Source organism: Microbulbifer agarilyticus (genome assembly GCF_019800665.1).
Classification (GTDB): domain Bacteria; phylum Pseudomonadota; class Gammaproteobacteria; order Pseudomonadales; family Cellvibrionaceae; genus Microbulbifer; species Microbulbifer agarilyticus_C.
Genome location: NZ_JAHVKO010000005.1, coordinates 93,818 through 112,056 on the forward strand (window position 1 = coordinate 93,818; position 18,239 = coordinate 112,056).

At 56.2% G+C, this 18,239-nt stretch carries 14 protein-coding genes; 7 read left to right on the forward strand and 7 right to left on the reverse strand.

Features of this window, described 5'->3' with window-relative positions:
- Positions 1-8: 8 nt before the first annotated feature.
- A complete protein-coding gene (locus KUV22_RS13105) occupies positions 9-1,079 on the forward strand; it encodes a DUF3549 family protein (RefSeq protein ID WP_222231828.1) in 1,071 nt (356 codons plus the stop codon).
- A gap of 1,013 nt (positions 1,080-2,092) precedes the next feature.
- Positions 2,093-3,706 (forward strand): glucose-6-phosphate isomerase, encoded by a 1,614-nt coding sequence (gene pgi / locus KUV22_RS13110; RefSeq protein ID WP_222231831.1) that lies wholly within the window; start codon positions 2,093-2,095, stop codon positions 3,704-3,706.
- A gap of 391 nt (positions 3,707-4,097) precedes the next feature.
- On the opposite strand, the gene KUV22_RS13115 is transcribed toward pgi, so the two are convergent.
- The 7 genes from KUV22_RS13115 to KUV22_RS13145 form a co-directional block, all read right to left on the reverse strand.
- Complete coding sequence (locus KUV22_RS13115) at positions 4,098-4,859, reverse strand: slipin family protein (RefSeq protein ID WP_222231833.1); 762 nt, start codon at positions 4,857-4,859, stop codon at positions 4,098-4,100.
- A 62-nt stretch (positions 4,860-4,921) separates the two neighbouring features.
- Positions 4,922-6,397 (reverse strand): NfeD family protein, encoded by a 1,476-nt coding sequence (locus KUV22_RS13120; protein ID WP_222231836.1) that lies wholly within the window; start codon positions 6,395-6,397, stop codon positions 4,922-4,924.
- A 142-nt stretch (positions 6,398-6,539) separates the two neighbouring features.
- Positions 6,540-8,216, reverse strand: coding sequence for a lysophospholipid acyltransferase family protein (locus KUV22_RS13125; RefSeq protein ID WP_222231838.1), 1,677 nt, complete (start codon positions 8,214-8,216; stop codon positions 6,540-6,542).
- Positions 8,213-9,019, reverse strand: coding sequence for a UDP-2,3-diacylglucosamine diphosphatase (locus KUV22_RS13130; protein WP_222231839.1), 807 nt, complete (start codon positions 9,017-9,019; stop codon positions 8,213-8,215). The genes KUV22_RS13125 and KUV22_RS13130 overlap by 4 nt, the downstream gene beginning before the upstream one ends.
- A gap of 158 nt (positions 9,020-9,177) precedes the next feature.
- Entirely contained in the window at positions 9,178-9,990 is an 813-nt protein-coding gene (locus KUV22_RS13135) for a hypothetical protein (protein ID WP_222231840.1), read from the reverse strand.
- On the reverse strand, positions 9,990-11,363 hold the full coding sequence (locus KUV22_RS13140) for an ABC transporter permease (protein WP_222231841.1): 1,374 nt from the start codon (positions 11,361-11,363) through the stop codon (positions 9,990-9,992). Before KUV22_RS13140 ends, KUV22_RS13135 begins: the two co-directional genes overlap by 1 nt.
- Before the next feature lie 267 nt (positions 11,364-11,630).
- Complete coding sequence (locus tag KUV22_RS13145; protein ID WP_222231842.1) at positions 11,631-11,963, reverse strand: DUF1820 family protein; 333 nt, start codon at positions 11,961-11,963, stop codon at positions 11,631-11,633.
- Between the two features lie 176 nt (positions 11,964-12,139).
- On the opposite strand from KUV22_RS13145, the gene miaB reads away from it, so the two are divergent.
- From miaB to lnt, 5 genes are all read left to right on the forward strand, one after another.
- Positions 12,140-13,531, forward strand: coding sequence for a tRNA (N6-isopentenyl adenosine(37)-C2)-methylthiotransferase MiaB (gene miaB, locus KUV22_RS13150; RefSeq protein ID WP_222231843.1), 1,392 nt, complete (start codon positions 12,140-12,142; stop codon positions 13,529-13,531).
- Between the two features lie 337 nt (positions 13,532-13,868).
- Positions 13,869-14,951, forward strand: a complete 1,083-nt coding sequence (locus KUV22_RS13155) for a PhoH family protein (protein ID WP_222231844.1) — start codon at positions 13,869-13,871, stop codon at positions 14,949-14,951.
- A 10-nt stretch (positions 14,952-14,961) separates the two neighbouring features.
- A complete protein-coding gene (gene ybeY / locus KUV22_RS13160) occupies positions 14,962-15,489 on the forward strand; it encodes an rRNA maturation RNase YbeY (RefSeq protein WP_222231845.1) in 528 nt (175 codons plus the stop codon).
- Positions 15,490-15,517: 28 nt separating this feature from the next.
- A complete protein-coding gene (locus KUV22_RS13165; protein ID WP_222231846.1) occupies positions 15,518-16,414 on the forward strand; it encodes an HlyC/CorC family transporter in 897 nt (298 codons plus the stop codon).
- The gene (gene lnt, locus KUV22_RS13170) at positions 16,414-17,970 is read left to right on the forward strand and encodes an apolipoprotein N-acyltransferase (RefSeq protein ID WP_222231848.1); all 1,557 of its coding nucleotides are present in this window, start codon (positions 16,414-16,416) and stop codon (positions 17,968-17,970) included. The genes KUV22_RS13165 and lnt overlap by 1 nt, the downstream gene beginning before the upstream one ends.
- The last annotated feature ends 269 nt before the right edge of the window (positions 17,971-18,239 follow it).

Below are 18,239 nucleotides of genomic sequence, written 5' to 3' on the forward strand. Positions count from 1 at the left end.
GTTCATCCATGGCCAACACTCTGAGCGATCTGATTGCTTCAGCCGACTTTGACCTTCGCTGGTTCGACCTCGGGCGCCGGGTGCGCCCAATTTCTGCCAAGGCCGCACGCGCGTTTGAAGACGGTGCGGCACCCTGGTCCTACCCTTACCTGCGCCAAGCGTGGTGTGGGCTACTGCTGTCACCATCCAAGGCCGCAGAAGAAAACGGAGCAGCAGAACCCGCTGTTTGGTTCCTGCGTCTTCCTCTGGATGAACAGGGAAAACTAATTCTGCCTATTCGCGATCGTTTTCTCGGTGGTGTGCAGAAGGCTCTGGACCCAGCCCACCACAAGCCCGGAAATGGCCATGATCCGGCCAAAGCACTGCAACAGGCGCTGGAAGAGAGCGGCCTCATGTTCACACCCGCTGCGGATAAGCGCGCCGTATTCCACGCCAAGGCCGCCAAAGTCCTGCGAAGGGCGGCCAGCGACCACTTCCCCGCCGCCAAGGCCTACGCCAAGGACCCGGCTGCATTCCCCTGGGAACAACTGGCTCTCCAGGGGCTTGCCGACCTGGCGGTGGACTGGGAAAAGGAGCGCGATAATCTGATCGCAAACCTGTCGCGTTTTGCCACACCAGCACTGATCTCTCTTTGCCAGTGCCTGGAAAGTGAGGCCATTGATCACCAGCTGGTAGAGCCGCTGATCGCCCGCGCCACACAAAATCTGGCCTCAGATGCGGTGGACTTCAACCTTGTCACCGCCGTGATACGTGGGATATCGCTCAGCCCTGCAACGGGCATGCGACAGCAGTTTCTCAATTGGTTGCTCACAGAGAATCCCGCCGGGGCCGCCCACCAGTCGGAAGTACTCGCGGCCATCGGCAGCCGCTGTAACGAAGATCTGGTAGAGCCGGAGATCGCCAAAGCGTGGCTGGAGCGACTTAGCGATAGCCAGTCTCAAGACACCTTCAACTTGCTGCTGACAGACCTCCTGTTTCTGCCAGAGCTACGCAATGTCCTGCTAGGGGTGTTGCGAGACCCACAGCGAGAGGAATCCGTCGCAGTCGCGTTTGGCCGCTTCCTGCAGTCAGGCACCTAAACCGATCCCGGGCCACCCCAATGGCCCGAATCGCCTCACCCTTTATTTTTTTATCCCCTCCTGCTTTACCGAAACGCGAAAACCAGCGCGACAAACATCTTTCCTCGACCAAGCGCGACTCAAAAAAATAAAAAAATTTCAATTTTCTGGCGTCAATTTCTGCAGCTTTTCCCCACCAAGAAAGAAAAAAATTAAATTTTCACTTTAATGAAAAAAAATATTCCTCACTCTGCGGCGTCGCGGAGAAAGGTTAAGCGCAAAATGGCGTTTAACCCTTTAAATTCAGGCCGTCTGGGACGACAAACTGGCGGTGTTTTTATCCTGAATTAATGAGTGGCGGCTATTTTAACCGCGCGCCTATTACACTCCATTGGGCGGTATGTTTGTAGAAAAGATTTTTACAAAGCACACCAAACAGGTGACGTTTTATTGTCTATGCTATTGACTAACATCAACGGAAAGGAGTTAGGGGATGAATTTCACTCCAGCCAAGTACTTAACCGGAATTATTTGTGCACTGGTCCTCGCAGGTTGCTGTGCACCGGCTCCGATGCCGGCCGCCTGCCCACCGGGCTCAGAACAAATTCCGACTTCCATGGCCTGTCCTGCGGACGCGGATTGCTGGATGGCATCCGATAACGTTCGCTGTATGAAAGTGGTTAAGTAAACTCTCTCATAACAGGATCGTGCAAATGCCGCTTTTCGAAGCGGCATTTTGCATTTCTGGGTCTACAAATTTGTGCGCGGAAATCTCCGGTTTCCAATGCATAGAAAGAAGCCCCGGAACAGGCGACGCAAGCCAGCATCGATTGAATTAAACCTGTGCGTCCACCAGCGACTCGCACCACACTCCCATACCCGCCATCTATCACAGAAAGAAATTGCGCGCCAATTGCACCCTATTTGCGCCCTCCTTTAACTGTGTCGCTAAACTGGCCGCACCGGCCGTTTGTCGCTAATATCTGCAGCTTTCCAGCCGAACACTTATCTATTTCAGCGAAGAAGTCTTGACCATGGATGCTCTCCCCCTGTCTGCCGCAATTGCCGCTCTCCAGCAACATAAAGATCAACAACGCTGGTCCCTGCGCGACCTGTTTGCCTCAAACCCTGACCGCGCGCAGACCTTTAGTGCCGAAGCTGCCGGCCTGTATCTCGATTACAGTAAGAACCTGCTCAACGCCGATACGCTGCAGCAACTACTGGACTACACCGATACCGCGCATCTGAAAAGCAGTATCGAGGCGTTGTTTGCTGGTGCCAGCATCAACAACACCGAGCACCGCCCGGCCTTGCATACCGCCCTGCGCTTTCAGGGAGAGCCCAAAACCGAGCACGAACAGGCGGTAGCCGATTGCCGTGCGCAAATGGCCCGTTTTGTGGAACAGGTACACAGTGGGGCCTGGACCGGCTTTAGCGGCAAAACCATTCGCCACGTGGTCAACATTGGCATCGGCGGATCAGATCTCGGACCGCGCATGGTATGGGAAGCCCTGCGCCCCTGGCACAAGCAGGACCTGACCGCCCACTTTGTGGCGAACATCGATGGTGCCGACCTCAGCGATACCCTCGCCTCCCTGCCCGCTGACGAAACGCTATTTATCGTTGCCTCCAAGTCCTTCTCAACCCTGGAAACCCGCCAGAACGCCCTCTCCGCGCGCCAGTGGGTACTCGACGCTGGATGTAATGCATCCGATCTGGAGAAGCATTTTGTTGCAGTGAGCAGCAATATCGTTGCCGCCCAGGACTTCGGTATCGCGGCTCAAAATATTTTCCCGATGTGGGATTGGGTGGGTGGCCGCTACTCCCTGTGGTCAGCGATCGGATTACCGGTAGCACTGGCCTGTGGATTCGATGTATACAGCGACCTGCTGAAGGGCGCGAACGCGATGGACACACATTTCGCGGAAGCGGAATTCAGCCAGAATCTTCCGGTGCTGATGGCGCTGATTCACTTCTGGTACCGTCAGTGCTGGGGCGCGGGCAGCCTCGCGGTTCTCCCCTATGCGCAGCGACTTGCCAAGTTCCCGGCGTGGCTGCAGCAGTTGGATATGGAGAGCTTGGGCAAGAGCGTCACCCGCGACGGCCAGCCTCTGCCCTACCCGAGTGGTGCAGTGATTTGGGGAGCGGAGGGCAGTAATGGGCAGCACTCTTTCCACCAGCTCTTGCATCAGGGCACCGACATGATCCCGGCGGATTTTGTTGCCATCAAGGAACCCACTTCGGAGCTGAAAGAACAGCATCAGTGGCTGCTGTCCTGCTGCCTGAGCCAGAGCCAGGCTCTACTGCGTGGTAAATCACTAGCTGAAGCCCGCCGCGAGCTGGAAGCTTCCGGCCACACGCATAAAGAAGTCCACCAGCTGGCACCACACAAGGTGGTTCCCGGCAACCGCCCGAGCAATACGCTGATTGTGGAAAAGCTCGATCCGTTCCATCTCGGCAGTTTGCTGGCACTCTACGAGCACAAGGTATTTACCTTTGGCTGCCTGCTGGAAATCAACCCGTTTGATCAGTGGGGTGTGGAACTGGGCAAAGTGCTTGGCAATGGCGTACATGCGGCCATTGATGGGGAAATCCCGGAAGAATGGGATGGGTCTACTGCTTTGCTGCTTAAAAAGCTACTGAAGTGATATTACTCCCGGGGCTCCACTTAGGAGAGTCACGGGCGTTAAAGCACCGGGGAAGGGTTTTCGGGACCGAGCTAGGCGCCCCCCTGTGAACCCATCCCTGGGCGCTGCGGCGCAAACATCCTGATTTGCGACGCTCCTGAAAAGCCTCCCCGGCACTGGACCTTAGCGACAAACTCAGTGCTTTATCGATCCATGAGCTGTGGCTAGCTTAGATAGATTACGATTCTTCAAATCGAAGACAGAGTACTGGGTACTTGTTTTCGAAAGCGTCGGCGACATGGACGTCGCCGACGCAGCTTACATGGATGTATTTATAGCGGTTTCGAAAACAAGTACCCAGTGCTTTGTCGCCACTAACCTACCTTACTCGGCACCACTGACTTCAACCTACTCACGCACCTCGTTTCATCTGTTGGTCCAAAAGCGGCTTAATTAAGTCCATCGGCAGCGGGAACACAATCGTCGAATTCTGCTCTCCGGCAATATCAATCAACGTCTGCATATACCGCAGCGTGATCGCATTCGAATTCTTGGATAGCTGATCGGCAGCCTCGGTCAGCTTCAGTGCAGCCTGCGCCTCACCCTCTGCGTGAATTACCTTGGCACGACGTGAGCGCTCCGCTTCGGCCTGCTGGGCAATCGCGCGGATCATGCTCTCATCCAGGTCGATATGCTTGATTTCCACATTGGTGACTTTCACACCCCAGGCATCCGTCTGCTCATCGAGAATTTTCTGAATATCCACATTGAGCTTATCCCGCTCGGACAACATCTCATCCAGCTCATGCTTACCCAGCACCGACCGTAACGTAGTTTGCGAGAGCTGGCTTACCGCCTCATGATAGTTTTCCACATTGATGATGGCAGACTGTGGATCAATTACCCGGTAATACACAACCGCATTCACTTTTACAGACACGTTATCCCGGCTAATCACATCCTGCGTCGGTACATCCATTACCACCGTACGCAAGTCCACACGTTCCATCGTCTGCAGTACCGGAATGATGATGATCAGCCCCGGCCCCTTCACCGCCTGAAAACGTCCAAGAAAAAATACCACCGCACGTTCGTATTCTCGCAGAATACGAATCGCGTACATGATTACCAGGACAACCGCCAGTATCAGCAGACTGGCAAAGTAACTGACCATAGACATCTCTCCCTGACTATTTAATTAAATTGCTTATTTCAGACAACTTCTGTTGAAACTGATTACTGTGGTTCCACCTGCAACATCAAACCCTGTTCAGACGTCACCCGCACTGTCTGCCCTTCGCTTAGCGGCTCGTCACAGCGAGCACGCCAGATCTCGCCACCGACTTTTACCAGTAGCTCCGGTCGCACTTCGTCAACAATGGCGGTGCGCCCAACCATCGCCTGATTTGCCGGTACCTTAGGTTTGCGCAAGCTGTGGCCGATGGCATACATAATTCCCAGTAATGCCAAGCCACTGACCGCAGCAATGGATCCGATCAAAGTCTTGGATACGCGCATACCCGGCACATCACTATCAATCAGCATTACCGAACCGATCACCAGTGCAATCACGCCACCAATACCGAGGGCGCCGAAACTCGGCACAAAAAACTCCGCCGCAATTAGCAGTGCACCGACGACAATCAGTGCCAGCCCAGCGTAACTAATTGGCAATACCTGTAGCGCGTAAAACGCCAGCAACAGGCAAATAACGCCAACTACGCCGGGCACAATGGCACCCGGGCTGTAGCCTTCGAAAATCAATCCATAGATGCCGATCAACAGCAGGATATAAGCGATCTGAGGGTTAGTGATTAGGGACAGCAGTTCGTTGCGCCAGTCCGGTGCATAAGCCACCACGGGTAACTCTACGATATCTGCGGCGATCTTCTGCTGTTCGCCCAGCAATACAATTTCTCTGTCTGGCAGCTGCTGCAGTAATCCCTGTTGGTTATCAGCAACGATGTCTATCACATTCTCTTTCAGCGCTTCCTGCGCGGTAAGCGTTGCGGCATCGCGCACCGCTTTTTCCGCCCAATCCGCGTTGCGGCCATGGCGCTGTGCCAACCCGCGAATGTATGCCACCGAATCATTAATCACCTTGCGTTCCATCGCGCTTCCGGAACGGTCCGGACTCTTATCCGCGCCATCGCCTTGCGATGTATCCGCAGTGTCTTCTTCTGCCTCTTTGGAAGTCTGCTCTGCAGCTTCTCTCGGTGGCTGGCCCGGTGGTTCCTGCTGCCCCGGCATACCGCCCATCTGCACAGGTGTCGCCGCACCCAGAGTTGTCGATGGCGTCATCGCAGCCACATGGCTCGCATACAAAATATAGGTACCGGCACTGGCTGCACGGGCACCGGCGGGTGTCACATAGGTAACGTAGGGAATCTCTGACGCGAGGATGTGCTGGATGATGTCCCGGGTGGCGGCGTCCAACCCCCCGGGCGTATCCATATCGATGATAATCAGGCGCGCACCATTTTCGCGTGCCTTGTCGCTAGCGCGAATCAGATAGTCTGTTGTCGCAGGCCCGATGGGGCCATCGATGGTGAGTTGCGCAATGTGTGGTTTTGCCGCATCGGCCGCGGCACTCTGTCCACTCTCTCCACTATTTGCACTCTCTACACTCTCCACTTCCTGCGCAAACGCTGAGGCCTGCGCAAAAAACAACATGGAAAGGATGAGAAGCGCTTTCCGACACCACTGTTCCATAGCTGTTATCCCGGGTGCGAAAGATCAGAAACCACAAGGGTAACAGAACTGCGACAACGCACAGGGAAAAGGGCGCCGGTTGCGGATGGGAAGTCATCCACAGACGGTGGAATGGGGACATCCGCTACATCGCCACACCGTATCAGATAGCAGTCAGGTATCGCCTGGCAAATTTGGAGTCCATTTTCTCCAGATCTACCACAACCAGGCCGTCAACCGAATCGCAAAAATCCGGGTCGATATTGAAGGCATGGAAGCTGGTACCACCGGGAGTGGTAACCGCCGTGTACTTCTTGAAGAGCGGCGGCAACACCACCCCCTCTTCCTTCAGGATATGTTTCAGCTGCAGCATATCTTCGTTTGCGCAGCCGGAAAGCACCGGTAGATCTGCGCGCTCCTCGACAAATGGCAGGCGCGCATTTCCCATCGGACGTTCGGTGGAAAAATGGTGCAGGAAGTAACGAACAATGGCGGATTTGGCGCGACGGGAAAAGTTACCGGGCATGGAGACAGGACCGAACAGGAATCGTCGGTTATTGCGCAAAATCCACTGACCAATACCACACCACAACAGATCCAGGCCGCGGCTGCGCCAGTACTCAGGCAGTAGAAAACTGCGCCCAAGCTCTGCAGATCTGGGTAAGCATTCCTCCGGCGAGCGGGAATAGTTGAACAGAGTGGTGGAGTAGATTTCGTCCGCAGCCAAACCATCCGTACTTACCAAACGGTAAGCACCCGCAAGCTGCTGACGGTCCTTATCCCACAGCAGCAGATGGTCATACCAGGCATCAAACGCATCCCAATCGCGATTGTTGCCGGTACCCTCGCCCACCGCGCGAAACGCGATCTCACGCAGGCGCGACAGCTCACGCATTACCGGACAGTCCGGTTGCTGGCGATACAGCTTTACCTCGAACTCCCCGTGGGCCACCAGGGTCTCGCAACTGGCAATGCCTCTCGCAACTTCGAACGGCGCTTCAGCCGCAGCAATTGGCTCCGGCGCCAGTTCTTCCGGCTTCCTATGCAGACGATAAACCTGCTTTTTCCACAGCTTCGCCTGGGCACGCGGCGTCATTGGCCACTGCCGATAGTGCTCTGGTGCCACTGGTGTACCGACGCGAATGTCGATTCCGCGGCTTACCTGTTTGAACATTTCCCGCACCAGCCACAAGGTGGACAGCGGTTTGTTGACGATAGACAGGCCATACCACCACAAGGAATTCCGACCGCGTACCTGCACTGGCAGAATAGGCGCGCTGGTTTTGTCGGCAAAACGAATAAAGCCTGGATTCCAGCGACCGTCGCGCACCCCCTGAGGTGTAAGTCGCGATACTTCACCCGCAGGGAATACGATGATGGCACCGCCTTCACGTAAGTAGTCGTAGATCCCTTCCACATCCTCGCGGCGGGTGCGGCCATTAAAGTTATCCACCGGCAGCAAATAACTGCGCAGCGGCTCAATATTCCACAGCAACTGACTGGCAATCGCCTTCACGTCTTTACGAACACGCGCGACCAGGTCGATCAGCGCCAGTCCATCGAGGCTGCCCAGTGGGTGATTGGACACAATCACTAACGGGCCGGTGGTAGGAATGCGCTCAAGTTCCGCCAGATTGACGTCATAACGGAAATCAAAGGAGCGGAATACTTGGCGGATAAAGTCCAGCCCCCCAAGGTGGGGGAAGTCCTTGCCAAACTGTTGCAGCTGCTGCTCACAACATATTTTTTTTACCGTGGCGGACATCAATCGGCGCGTCGGGCTTCTCGGCGCAGCACTGTACCAGGGGTTCTTCTGTAAAAGGTTTTCCAGTTGAATCATGCGGCCACCGCCTCAGTCATAATACGGGCAATCTTCGGCGTCCGGTGCCAGTGTAATACGTTCAGCGCACCACTCTTTTCTTCCACAATGGCGGTCATTGAATCCACCCAATCCCCACAGTTGGCGTAAGTCACGGCGCTGTCTTTGCAGGCACTGTCCTTGGAGGCGCTGTGACGGATACCGGCTCGGTGGATGTGCCCACAGATCACCCCGTCGAATCCACGACGGGCCGTCTCACGAATCGCGACTTCTTCAAATTTATTCATCATGCGGCGGGCGGCGTGCACACGATTCTTCACGTGATTGGCGAGAGACCACCAAGGCTTGTCAAAACGACTGCGCCAGTAATTGATCCAGCGATTGATACGCAACATCAGGTAATAGCTCTGATCACCTATGTGGTAACTGACGGGGTTGATTTCGATATGGTGTTCGAACTGATCGCCATGGGTCACCCAGTAGCGCTTGCCATCGTTCGTGGTGTGGGTCCATTCGCGCTCGACGCGGATATTGCCCAGACGCTTGCCCGCCCAGCTGCGCATTGGGGCATCGTGATTGCCGGGCACATAGATGATTTCCGGGGTGTTACTGCCCAGTTCCGACAGCATTCCCAGCAGCAAGGAGGAGGCATGACACCAGCTGCCCTTGCCTTGGGAAAGGGCTTTCATGTCAAAAATATCGCCCACCAGATACACCGTATCGGCGGAATTCTGGGCCAGAAAGTCCGCCAGCCGTTGCGGCTCGCTATCCCGGCTGCCCAGATGAACATCGGAAATCCACAATGCGCGATATCGATTACTCATTGGCTAGTCCCATCATCGTTGGTTCGGACCACATCAGATGGCATGAGACTTTGCTTGAGTTTTCTTACAAACCGACGGCTGTTTCTTGAAGCTTCTATTGCAAAGCAGGATGGGGAAGGAAAGAAGCGACGAAATCCGCGCTTCTGCAAAACATTATTCTAATTGCGTACCCGCTGAATCCTTTCCAGCCGGGAAATGCTGCCCAGATAATCCTCCCAGCTGGCCTCCAGCTCCGCTGTCTGGAAGCGCTGGTACTTCTCACGGTCCAGCCAGTAGACCCGGGTGCGCACACGGCGTAAATCGATCATGGGCAACTGATCAATGGCCGCCGATCCCCGCTTAAACACCGAACCGGCGCGGGAGTTCTGCACCATGTCGCTGACGATCGTGAGATGCACATTTTGCGCTGCGGGATCCAGATGATTGAGCGCGGCGACATCCGATAGCGCCTCATAGATTGGCGATACCGGCTGTGCTTCACCAGTCACAGCGCGGCCAATGGCGCGATCCAGAGGCTGGGCAAAACGCTGCTTGTACAGCGCATCCACAAACTGCTGATTGGCCGTCAGCGCACTGACCTCTTTACCCGAATGCGGCTTGCACAAATCGATCACCGGTTCGGAAAGCCCGTTGTAGTGATCATCCAGCACAAAAATCGAAAACCGGTCGTTGACCGCGGCGGAGGCCAGCAGGTCGGAAATATGCGTTTTCAGGAAGTGGACTTGATGCGCGGACATGGTATCCGACGCATCGATCACCACCAGATGCTGGGCAAAACGCGGCAAGTGTGGATTGCACAGAGTCACCGCATCAAAATCCCGTGCCGGCGAGCGCACCACCTTCAGTGCGAACACCGCCAGTGCCAACAGGATGATCAGGCCCAGGGCAAACACCAGCACACCCTTTTTGTCTTCGCTGGAGAAACGCCCGCGGCGACTAGTGCGGAGCCTTGTTCGACGCACCCCAGCCATCAGCCTCTCCGCAACCCGTGGTCCAACTCAAGCTTGTCCACAAGCTCGGAAAGGGCCGCCTGAATCGTCTCGCAGCGGCGGTTCACCACATCGATCGCACCGGTGTAGGTGTGATCCAGTTCGTCCATCACCTGCTCGAAGGTCGCGAGATCCTGTTTATGCTGCTCGAGTCCCGTGGTGTTGAGGCGCGGCAGTTTTTCCAGCTCAAAGCGCAGAAGCTCGCCGAAGTAGGCGGAGCGGCGGTTCATCATGCGCGCGGAATAGGATTGATAGTAACGAACAAGCTCATCCAGCAAGCCCTGCGCCTTGATAATGTCTTCGTGATAGTGCCGATGAATTTCTTCGCTGCGCTCAATACTCGCCTTGAACTGGATAAACTGCGCGCGAATGGTTTTCTCCGTGTCAGAAATGCCATCCTGTATTTCTTCCGCCATCTGGTTAACACTCTCAATCGCATCTTCGTGGGCATCGCGCCACGCCGTATGCTGGGATTTCACTCGTCGGGTAATTGCCGTGTACCCCGGGTAGCGGTCATCCACCACAAAGAACTTTGCTGTCAGTAACACCAGAGCTATGCCACTGACCACCACCATGATCCACGAATTGAAATCCTGGATACCCAGAGGCTCCGCCTGCAGTGTGCTCATCGCCACCTGCGACGCGGTAAATGGATCGGCCTCCAGCGCCTCCCGGTAGTGCCCCACTCCGAGTACAAACACCACCGAAGTAACCAGCACCGCGCCAAACAAAACGCCAGCACCGAGTTTTCTCAGTGGGTTCAAGTGAAAACAATGTCGCAGGGAAAAAGCCAGAAAGGCAGCAAATCCGAGGTTAATCATGGAAATGATAAACGCTTGAAAGAAACCGCCGACCAGTCCAAGCGCACTGCCTTTCGACAGGAAGAACGCATTCAACACCGTCTCGAGAATGACGATGAAAAACACAATGGAAAAATGCAGCATTTTGGACTCGCGGTACACCGCTTCTCGGGTAAGTCCGTTGCGCTCCCGAAACATTTCCAAGTCCATGCGTAACGCGGAATACTCCTGCGCGCGCTGCTTGATGCCACTCACCAGATTGGCCAGGCGCGCAGCGATGGTTTTTTCCACCAGCGACTCGGTGTTTTTCATTTCCTGGTAGAGCTGGCGAATATCCACTTCACTGCGATCCGCAAGCTCCTTATCGAGCTCGCTCTGGCGGTTCTCGTGGACACGGCCGATGATTTCCCGCACCACGTAAGAGCGCATACTCTCTTCGCTGTCGGTGTGGTTACGTCGGTCGACTTCGGGGATGCCCGCTTTCACATCGCGTTCGACGCGCTGCTCAATTTTCAGGGCGGAGATAGCGGCTTTGGTGGCCGGAATTGAGGTCATGAGATCACCTAAAAACTTCCACTACATTTTAGGTTGTCGGGATTTTATCCATCCCTCTCTCAGAATAGACTGCCGCCACGCGCACATGCCGGCAATGCGACAAATGGCGCACATTTAACGCTTCAGGCGCCACAAGCGCATCACATTGTCGCGGGAACACACAAAATAGTGGTAGCAGCCGACAGGACTGCCAAAGCGGCGCGCGCATATTGCGGGCATAAAAAAACGGGCCGCTGAGCCCGTTTTTTGGTGAGCAAGGACAATGCCTTACTCGGAGTCGCTCGGGTGGCGCATCGGCGCAGGGAATGGAAACTGAGCCACCTTGTCGCCCTTCACGTCGTGAACCTTGCCAACGCCCTCTTTCTCCACCTCGTCAATCCGCACAATGCTGTGCATGGGGATATAGGAGCGCTTCACCGAGGAGAACTCGGTTTTCAGCTTCTCTTCACTGGGGTCGACCACCAGCTGGGACTTTTCCCCGAACACGAACTCTTCCACCTCAACGAAGCCATACATCTCGCTTTGGTAGATGGCGCGCGCGTAAAGCTCGAACACCTGGTTCTGGTTGTGAAAAATGACTTTGTAGATTGGGTTTGCCATAGATTGCTCAATGCCGGGGCCTATGCGGATGCCCCATGAATACTAGTGTGCAGGCGGGCTGACCCGCGAAAAGCGCGGAAGATTATCACTCTCGCCTGCCCCCGTCTATGCAGCCTCCAGAGGGGTCGGTATAATGCCCGACCTTTTGAATTGACCAGTTTTTAACCAGGCGCATCATGTCCACCGAGAAGTCCTCCGAATTATCCGAAAAACCGGTGAAAAAGCTCTTCATCAAGACCCACGGCTGTCAGATGAACGAGTACGACTCTGCCCGTATGCGGGACCTGCTGGGGGAATCCCACCAGATGGTACCCACCGACGATCCCGAAGAGGCGGATGTACTGCTGGTAAACACCTGTTCTATCCGCGAGAAGGCTCAGGAAAAATTGTTCCACCAGCTCGGCCGCTGGAAGCACCTCAAGGAAAAGAATCCCGAACTCGTGATCGGCGTCGGCGGCTGCGTGGCCAGCCAGGAAGGTGAAGCCATCGCCAAGCGCGCCCCTTATGTGGACCTGGTATTCGGCCCGCAGACCCTGCATCGCCTGCCGGAGATGATGGAAACCAAGAAACAGGAAAGCGGCGCGATCGTGGTTGATGTGTCCTTCCCGGAAATCGAGAAATTCGATCGCCTGCCCCAGCCGGAAGCCGACGGTGTAAGCGCTTTCGTTTCCATCATGGAAGGCTGCTCCAAGTACTGCACCTTCTGTGTTGTGCCCTATACCCGCGGTGAAGAAGTGAGCCGCCCGGTCGCAGACGTGCTGGAAGAAGTGGCGCACCTGGCTGACCAGGGTGTGCGCGAGGTAAACCTGCTGGGCCAGAACGTAAATGCGTACCGTGCACCCGGCGAAGATGGCCAGATCGTGGATTTCGCCGAGCTGATCACCTATGTTGCAGCGATCGACGGTATCGACCGCATCCGCTACACCACTTCGCACCCGGTGGAGTTTTCCGATGCGCTGATCGACGTGTACGCGGAAGTACCAGAGCTGGTAAACCACCTGCACCTGCCGGTTCAGAGTGGCTCCGATCGCATTCTGATGGCGATGAAGCGCGGCCACACGGCACTGGAATACAAGTCCAAGATCCGCCGGCTGAAGGCGATTCGCCCGGATATCTGCCTGTCCTCCGACTTTATTATCGGTTTCCCGGGCGAGACCGAGCGCGACTTTGAAGCCACCATGAAGCTGATTCAGGACGTGGGCTTCGATATCTCGTTCAGCTTTATTTACTCCCCCCGTCCGGGCACCCCGGCCGCGGACCTTCCGGACGACACGCCGGAAGAGGTCAAGAAACAGCGCCTGCAACTGCTGCAGCACCGCATTAACCAGCAGGCTGCGGAGATCGCCCGCCGTATGGTCGGGAATGTGGAGCGCGTTCTGGTCAGCGGCGTATCCAAGAAAGACCCTGGCCAACTGCAAGGTCGCACCGAGAACAACCGCGTGGTCAACTTCCGCTGTGACCAGCTGGAGCTGATTGGTAAGTTTGCCGACGTTGTGATTGAGGAAGCGCTGCCTAACTCCCTGCGCGGTACCTTGGTAGCTTCTGAGCTGGATGGCCCTCTGAGCTGATCTGATGGACTCTACTCGCTAACGTCAGGGTCCACGGCCTAAAGCTAAGGCGCTGATGCCGGGATTCGTTTCCGGGACCGTACGCGGCCAAGGATGGCCGCGTCCGAGCGCACAGGGATGTGCTTGTAGCGTGTCCCGGAAACGAATCCCGGCAGCAGCGCCGCCACCTAAGAAGCTACGAAGTAACAAAGTCACCAAACCGGTCACGAGCGAAAAACCTTCATACTCCAGTGTTATAAGCCACCGAACTGTTTAGAACCCATTCGTCACAAAGCGCCCTTTCCCATTGTGCCGAAATGGGTATAACCTACAGACTGAACCCTCAGACAAAAGGTGCATGGAAACCAATTTGGAAACACAAGCCCTCGCTCACAGCATCACTCTTGAGCCCAACGACGCCCGCCGCCTGGCCAACCTCTGTGGCCAATTTGATCAACACCTGCGCCAGATTGAACAGCGACTGGATATTGAAATCCGCAATCGCGGCAATCAGTTTGCTTTCTACGGTGACGCCAAGTCCGCACGCGCAGCCGGTGAGATCATCAGCAGCCTATATAAGGAAACCGGTGGCAAAGACAGCCTGACACCAGACGAGATCCATCTCGCCCTGCAGCAGTCCGGGGTGGAAGAGCTGATGAACGGTGGTCAGAAGGCCGCTGAAGGTGAAGGCGACCAAGTAGTCCTGATTCGCACCAAGAAGTGTTCAGTACGCCCGCGCGGGGTTAACCAGCGCAAATACGTGCGTGCGGTGCAGAGCAACGATATCAACTTCGGTATTGGCCCCGCCGGTACCGGTAAGACCTACTTGGCCGTAGCCTGTGCGGTAGAAGCACTGCTCAAGGACCAGGTAGAGCGCATCCTGCTGGTACGCCCGGCAGTAGAAGCCGGCGAAAAGCTGGGCTTCCTGCCCGGCGACCTGAGCCAGAAGGTAGACCCCTACCTGCGCCCGCTGTACGACGCACTCTATGAAATGCTCGGTTTTGAAACCGTCGACAAGCTGATTGAGCGCAACGTGATTGAGGTTGCACCGCTGGCGTATATGCGCGGTCGTACCCTGAACAACGCCTTCGTTATTCTCGACGAAAGCCAGAACACCACCCGCGAGCAGATGAAAATGTTCCTGACCCGTATCGGGTTTGGTTCTACCGCGGTGATCACCGGTGACCCCAGCCAGATCGACCTGCCCCGCGGACAGGCCTCCGGCCTGCGCCACGCGATTGAGGTGCTGGGCAAGGTCAACGGCATCAGCTTCACCCATTTCGGTGCCAAAGACGTGGTTCGCCACCCGCTGGTACAGCGCATCGTCGAAGCCTACGACGTGCACGAGGCGGAAGTGGAAGCCGAGCAACAGGCTGAACGCGCCGCGCGTAAAGCCGCCGCGCTCGAAGCCGCTGGCCGCGCTGGAGAAGATGCGGCCTGAGGCCGCGCCCATGAACGCCACCCTATCTGAGAGCCAGTCGGCCTCGCCCGCGGACATCCACCTGGATGTTCAGCGGGCCACCACACTTACCGCCCTACCCAGCGATGAGGACCTTGCCCTCTGGGCCGCCGCCGCTGTGGGCACGCACCGCGCTGAAGCTGAGATCTCCCTGCGTATCGTCGATGAAGACGAAAGTCAGGCACTCAACAGCCAGTACCGCGGCAAAGACAAACCCACCAATGTGCTCTCGTTTCCGGCCGATATCCCGCCGGAACTCGGCCTGCCCCTGCTGGGCGACTTGGTGATTTGCGCCCAGGTAGTGGCGCGAGAAGCGGAACAGCAGCACAAAGCGTGTTCGGCCCACTGGGCACACATGGTGGTCCATGGCACACTGCATCTATTGGGTTACGACCATATCGAGGACGATGAAGCCGAGATCATGGAAAATCTTGAAACCCGGATACTGGCAGGGCTTGGGATCGACGATCCTTACCAGCCAATTGAAGCGCCCACACAGGGCGTACAAATAGACAAATGACAAACGGAATCGACGAGTAAAGCGGAGTATGGCCACATCCATGACCACCGACGAACCCCCAAGTAGCTCCTCTTCCAACCGCCCTCGGTCGGGGGAGAAAAACTGGTTGGAAAAAATACTGGGCGCCTTTTCACAAGAGCCCAAATCCCGTGATGAGCTACTAGAAATCATCAAGGACGCCGCCGAAAACAAGGTGGTGGACGCCGAGGCATTAACCATCATCGAGGGTGCGCTGGACGTTTCCAGCCAGCAGGTGCGGGAAATCATGATTCCGCGCTCGCAGATGGTGGTCGTCAGTATCGAAGACTGCCCCAAAGACTTCCTTCCCAAGATCATCGAGTCCGGCCACTCCCGCTTCCCGGTAGTGGGCGAAAGCATCGACGATATCCGCGGTATCCTGCTGGCCAAAGACCTGCTGCCGCTGGTATTGAAGGGTGTGGATGAATTCCGTCTGGAAGACCATATCCGCCCCGCCAACATCATCCCCGAAAGTAAGCGCCTGAATATCCTGCTGAAGGAATTCCGCGAAAACCGCTATCACATGGCTGTCGTTATCGACGAGTACGGTGGTGTCTCGGGCGTGGTGACTATTGAAGATATCCTCGAAGAAATCGTCGGCGAAATCGAAGACGAGACGGACGAGGAAGAAGAAGATAGCTTCATCCGCAAGGTGAGCGACAACGACTATGTCGTTAAGGCACTCACTCCCATTGAGGAATTTAACGAGTTCTTCGCCTGTGAATTCAGCGACGAGGAATTTGATACCGTGGGCGGCCTGATCATGCAGTCCTTTGGCCACCTGCCAGGACGGGATGAAATCACCAAGCTCGGGGATTTCCAGTTCCGTGTCCTTTACGCCGACAACCGGCAGATCCATCTGCTGCGCGTGAGTCGGTTCGACAAGCCCGCAGAAGAAGATGGCTGATGCGTAAACCCCTGCCCGCCGTGGCCGCCGCGATTGCCGGCGGCCTGATGACCCTTTCCTTTGCCCCATACAATCTATGGTTGTGCGGCCTGCTGTCACTCGGGCTGTTTGCCTGGCTACTGGCACCGGGCCCCAAGGCGCCAAAGCTCTCGGGCAAAAATACCTTTTGGTTAGCACTGTGTTACGGGGTGGGCCTGTTTGCCACGGGTGGCTCCTGGGTATACGTATCGATTACCGACTTTGGCAACTCATCGCCACTGCTCGGCGTCATTCTTACCGGCGCCTTTGTCGGCATACTGGCGGTGCTGCTGGCACTGCCATTTGTATTGATCTCGCGCTTTCGCAGCAAGCCGATCTCCTTCGCCCTCGCCTTTGCCGCGCTGTGGTTTTTCAGCGAGTGGTTGCGTACCTGGATGTTTACCGGTTTCCCATGGCTGTTTGCCGGTTACGGGCACATCCACACTTGGCTGGCGGGCTGGGCACCCATCGTCAGCGTGTACGGTATCGGCCTGTTGCTGGCGTTTACCGCGGCGGTAATGGCTCTCTTTGCGCGCCGTACCTTCGAATCGTGGAAGTCCCCCAGCGCCATAGCACTCGCCGCCGTCGCACTGCTGGCCTGGCCTCTGGGCTTGCTGCTGAACAATATTCAATGGACCGAAGCCAGTGATGACACCCGCACCATCGGCTTGGTACAGGCGAACATTCCACAGGAAAAAAAGTGGCTCCCCGAGTTTCGCGGCGAGACCATTCGGCGCTACCAGAGCGCCACTCAGGATCTCCACTCCCAGGGTGTCGATGTCATTATCTGGCCGGAAGCAGCACTCCCCCTGCTCTACCATCAAGCGCCCAACCTGATTGAAGCACTGCAAGACAACGCTCTGAATACGCAAAAGGATCTGATCACTGGCATCCTCTACGATACCGAGCGCGACCATCGTCGTGTGATACACAATTCTGCGGCGGTCTTTGGCAGTGAGCAGCAGCTTTACCACAAGCGCCATCTCGTGCCCTTCGGTGAATATGTGCCGTTAGAAGACTGGATTCGCGGCACCATCGAATTCTTCAACCTGCCCACCTCCTTTATTCGCCCCGGGCCGGAAGGTCAGCAGCCACTGACAGCCGGCGGCCTGAGCTGGGCGCCGCTCATTTGCTATGAGATTGTCTACCCACAGCTGGTCGCGGAAAGTAGCGGCGATGCACAGGTGCTACTGACGCTGAGTAATGATGCCTGGTTTGGGGACTCCATCGGCCCGCTGCAACATATGCAGATGGCCCAAATGCGCGCACTGGAAACCCGGCGCTACCTGGTACGCGGTACCAATACCGGCGTCACCGCTATTGTTTCTCCGGATGGTGTTATCACCGAGCAACTGCCGCAGTTCGAGCAGGCCACACTGGTTGGGCAGGTACAGGCGCGCAGCGGACTGACCCCGTTTATGGTGATTGGCATTTGGGGGCTGGTGGCACTCGCGACCCTGATGCTGCTCGCTGCCGTCATCCTGCAAAAGCGCCCGGAGACAATCACGGACGGTGCGCTAACGGGAGCCCCCGACTAAGGCCTTTTGGAAAGGCCTTTCTGGTACAAGCGTTTCTAATAGAAAAATCCGGGCGGCTGTTACCCCGCTTTGCCGTCCGGTTTCACCCAGCGCGCACCAATTTTTTTCACATTTCATCGCAAGCGCCCTTGCGGCTGCTATTATCGTGAGATATTTGCCCGGCAGCGGATAAACCTGCGTGAAGGATTATCCGGCGCGTTACCGCAACGCAAACGCCCCCTCCCATCAGCCGGCGCAACTTGTGCAGACAGGAACGTCTGTCCCGAACA

Bases quoted from the DNA above. Each gene is read 5' to 3' on its own strand.
- KUV22_RS13165 (WP_222231846.1), top strand. From the start codon at position 15,518: ATGGCCACATCCATGACCACCGACGAACCCCCAAGTAGCTCCTCTTCC.
- lnt (WP_222231848.1), top strand. From the start codon at position 16,414: ATGCGTAAACCCCTGCCCGCCGTGGCCGCCGCGATTGCCGGCGGCCTG.
- KUV22_RS13135 (WP_222231840.1), bottom strand. From the start codon at position 9,990: ATGGCTGGGGTGCGTCGAACAAGGCTCCGCACTAGTCGCCGCGGGCGT.
- miaB (WP_222231843.1), top strand. From the start codon at position 12,140: ATGTCCACCGAGAAGTCCTCCGAATTATCCGAAAAACCGGTGAAAAAG.
- KUV22_RS13130 (WP_222231839.1), bottom strand. From the start codon at position 9,019: ATGAGTAATCGATATCGCGCATTGTGGATTTCCGATGTTCATCTGGGC.
- ybeY (WP_222231845.1), top strand. From the start codon at position 14,962: ATGAACGCCACCCTATCTGAGAGCCAGTCGGCCTCGCCCGCGGACATC.
- KUV22_RS13125 (WP_222231838.1), bottom strand. From the start codon at position 8,216: ATGATTCAACTGGAAAACCTTTTACAGAAGAACCCCTGGTACAGTGCT.
- KUV22_RS13145 (WP_222231842.1), bottom strand. From the start codon at position 11,963: ATGGCAAACCCAATCTACAAAGTCATTTTTCACAACCAGAACCAGGTG.
- KUV22_RS13120 (WP_222231836.1), bottom strand. From the start codon at position 6,397: ATGGAACAGTGGTGTCGGAAAGCGCTTCTCATCCTTTCCATGTTGTTT.
- KUV22_RS13140 (WP_222231841.1), bottom strand. From the start codon at position 11,363: ATGACCTCAATTCCGGCCACCAAAGCCGCTATCTCCGCCCTGAAAATT.
- KUV22_RS13105 (WP_222231828.1), top strand. From the start codon at position 9: ATGGCCAACACTCTGAGCGATCTGATTGCTTCAGCCGACTTTGACCTT.
- KUV22_RS13155 (WP_222231844.1), top strand. From the start codon at position 13,869: ATGGAAACCAATTTGGAAACACAAGCCCTCGCTCACAGCATCACTCTT.
- KUV22_RS13115 (WP_222231833.1), bottom strand. From the start codon at position 4,859: ATGGTCAGTTACTTTGCCAGTCTGCTGATACTGGCGGTTGTCCTGGTA.
- pgi (WP_222231831.1), top strand. From the start codon at position 2,093: ATGGATGCTCTCCCCCTGTCTGCCGCAATTGCCGCTCTCCAGCAACAT.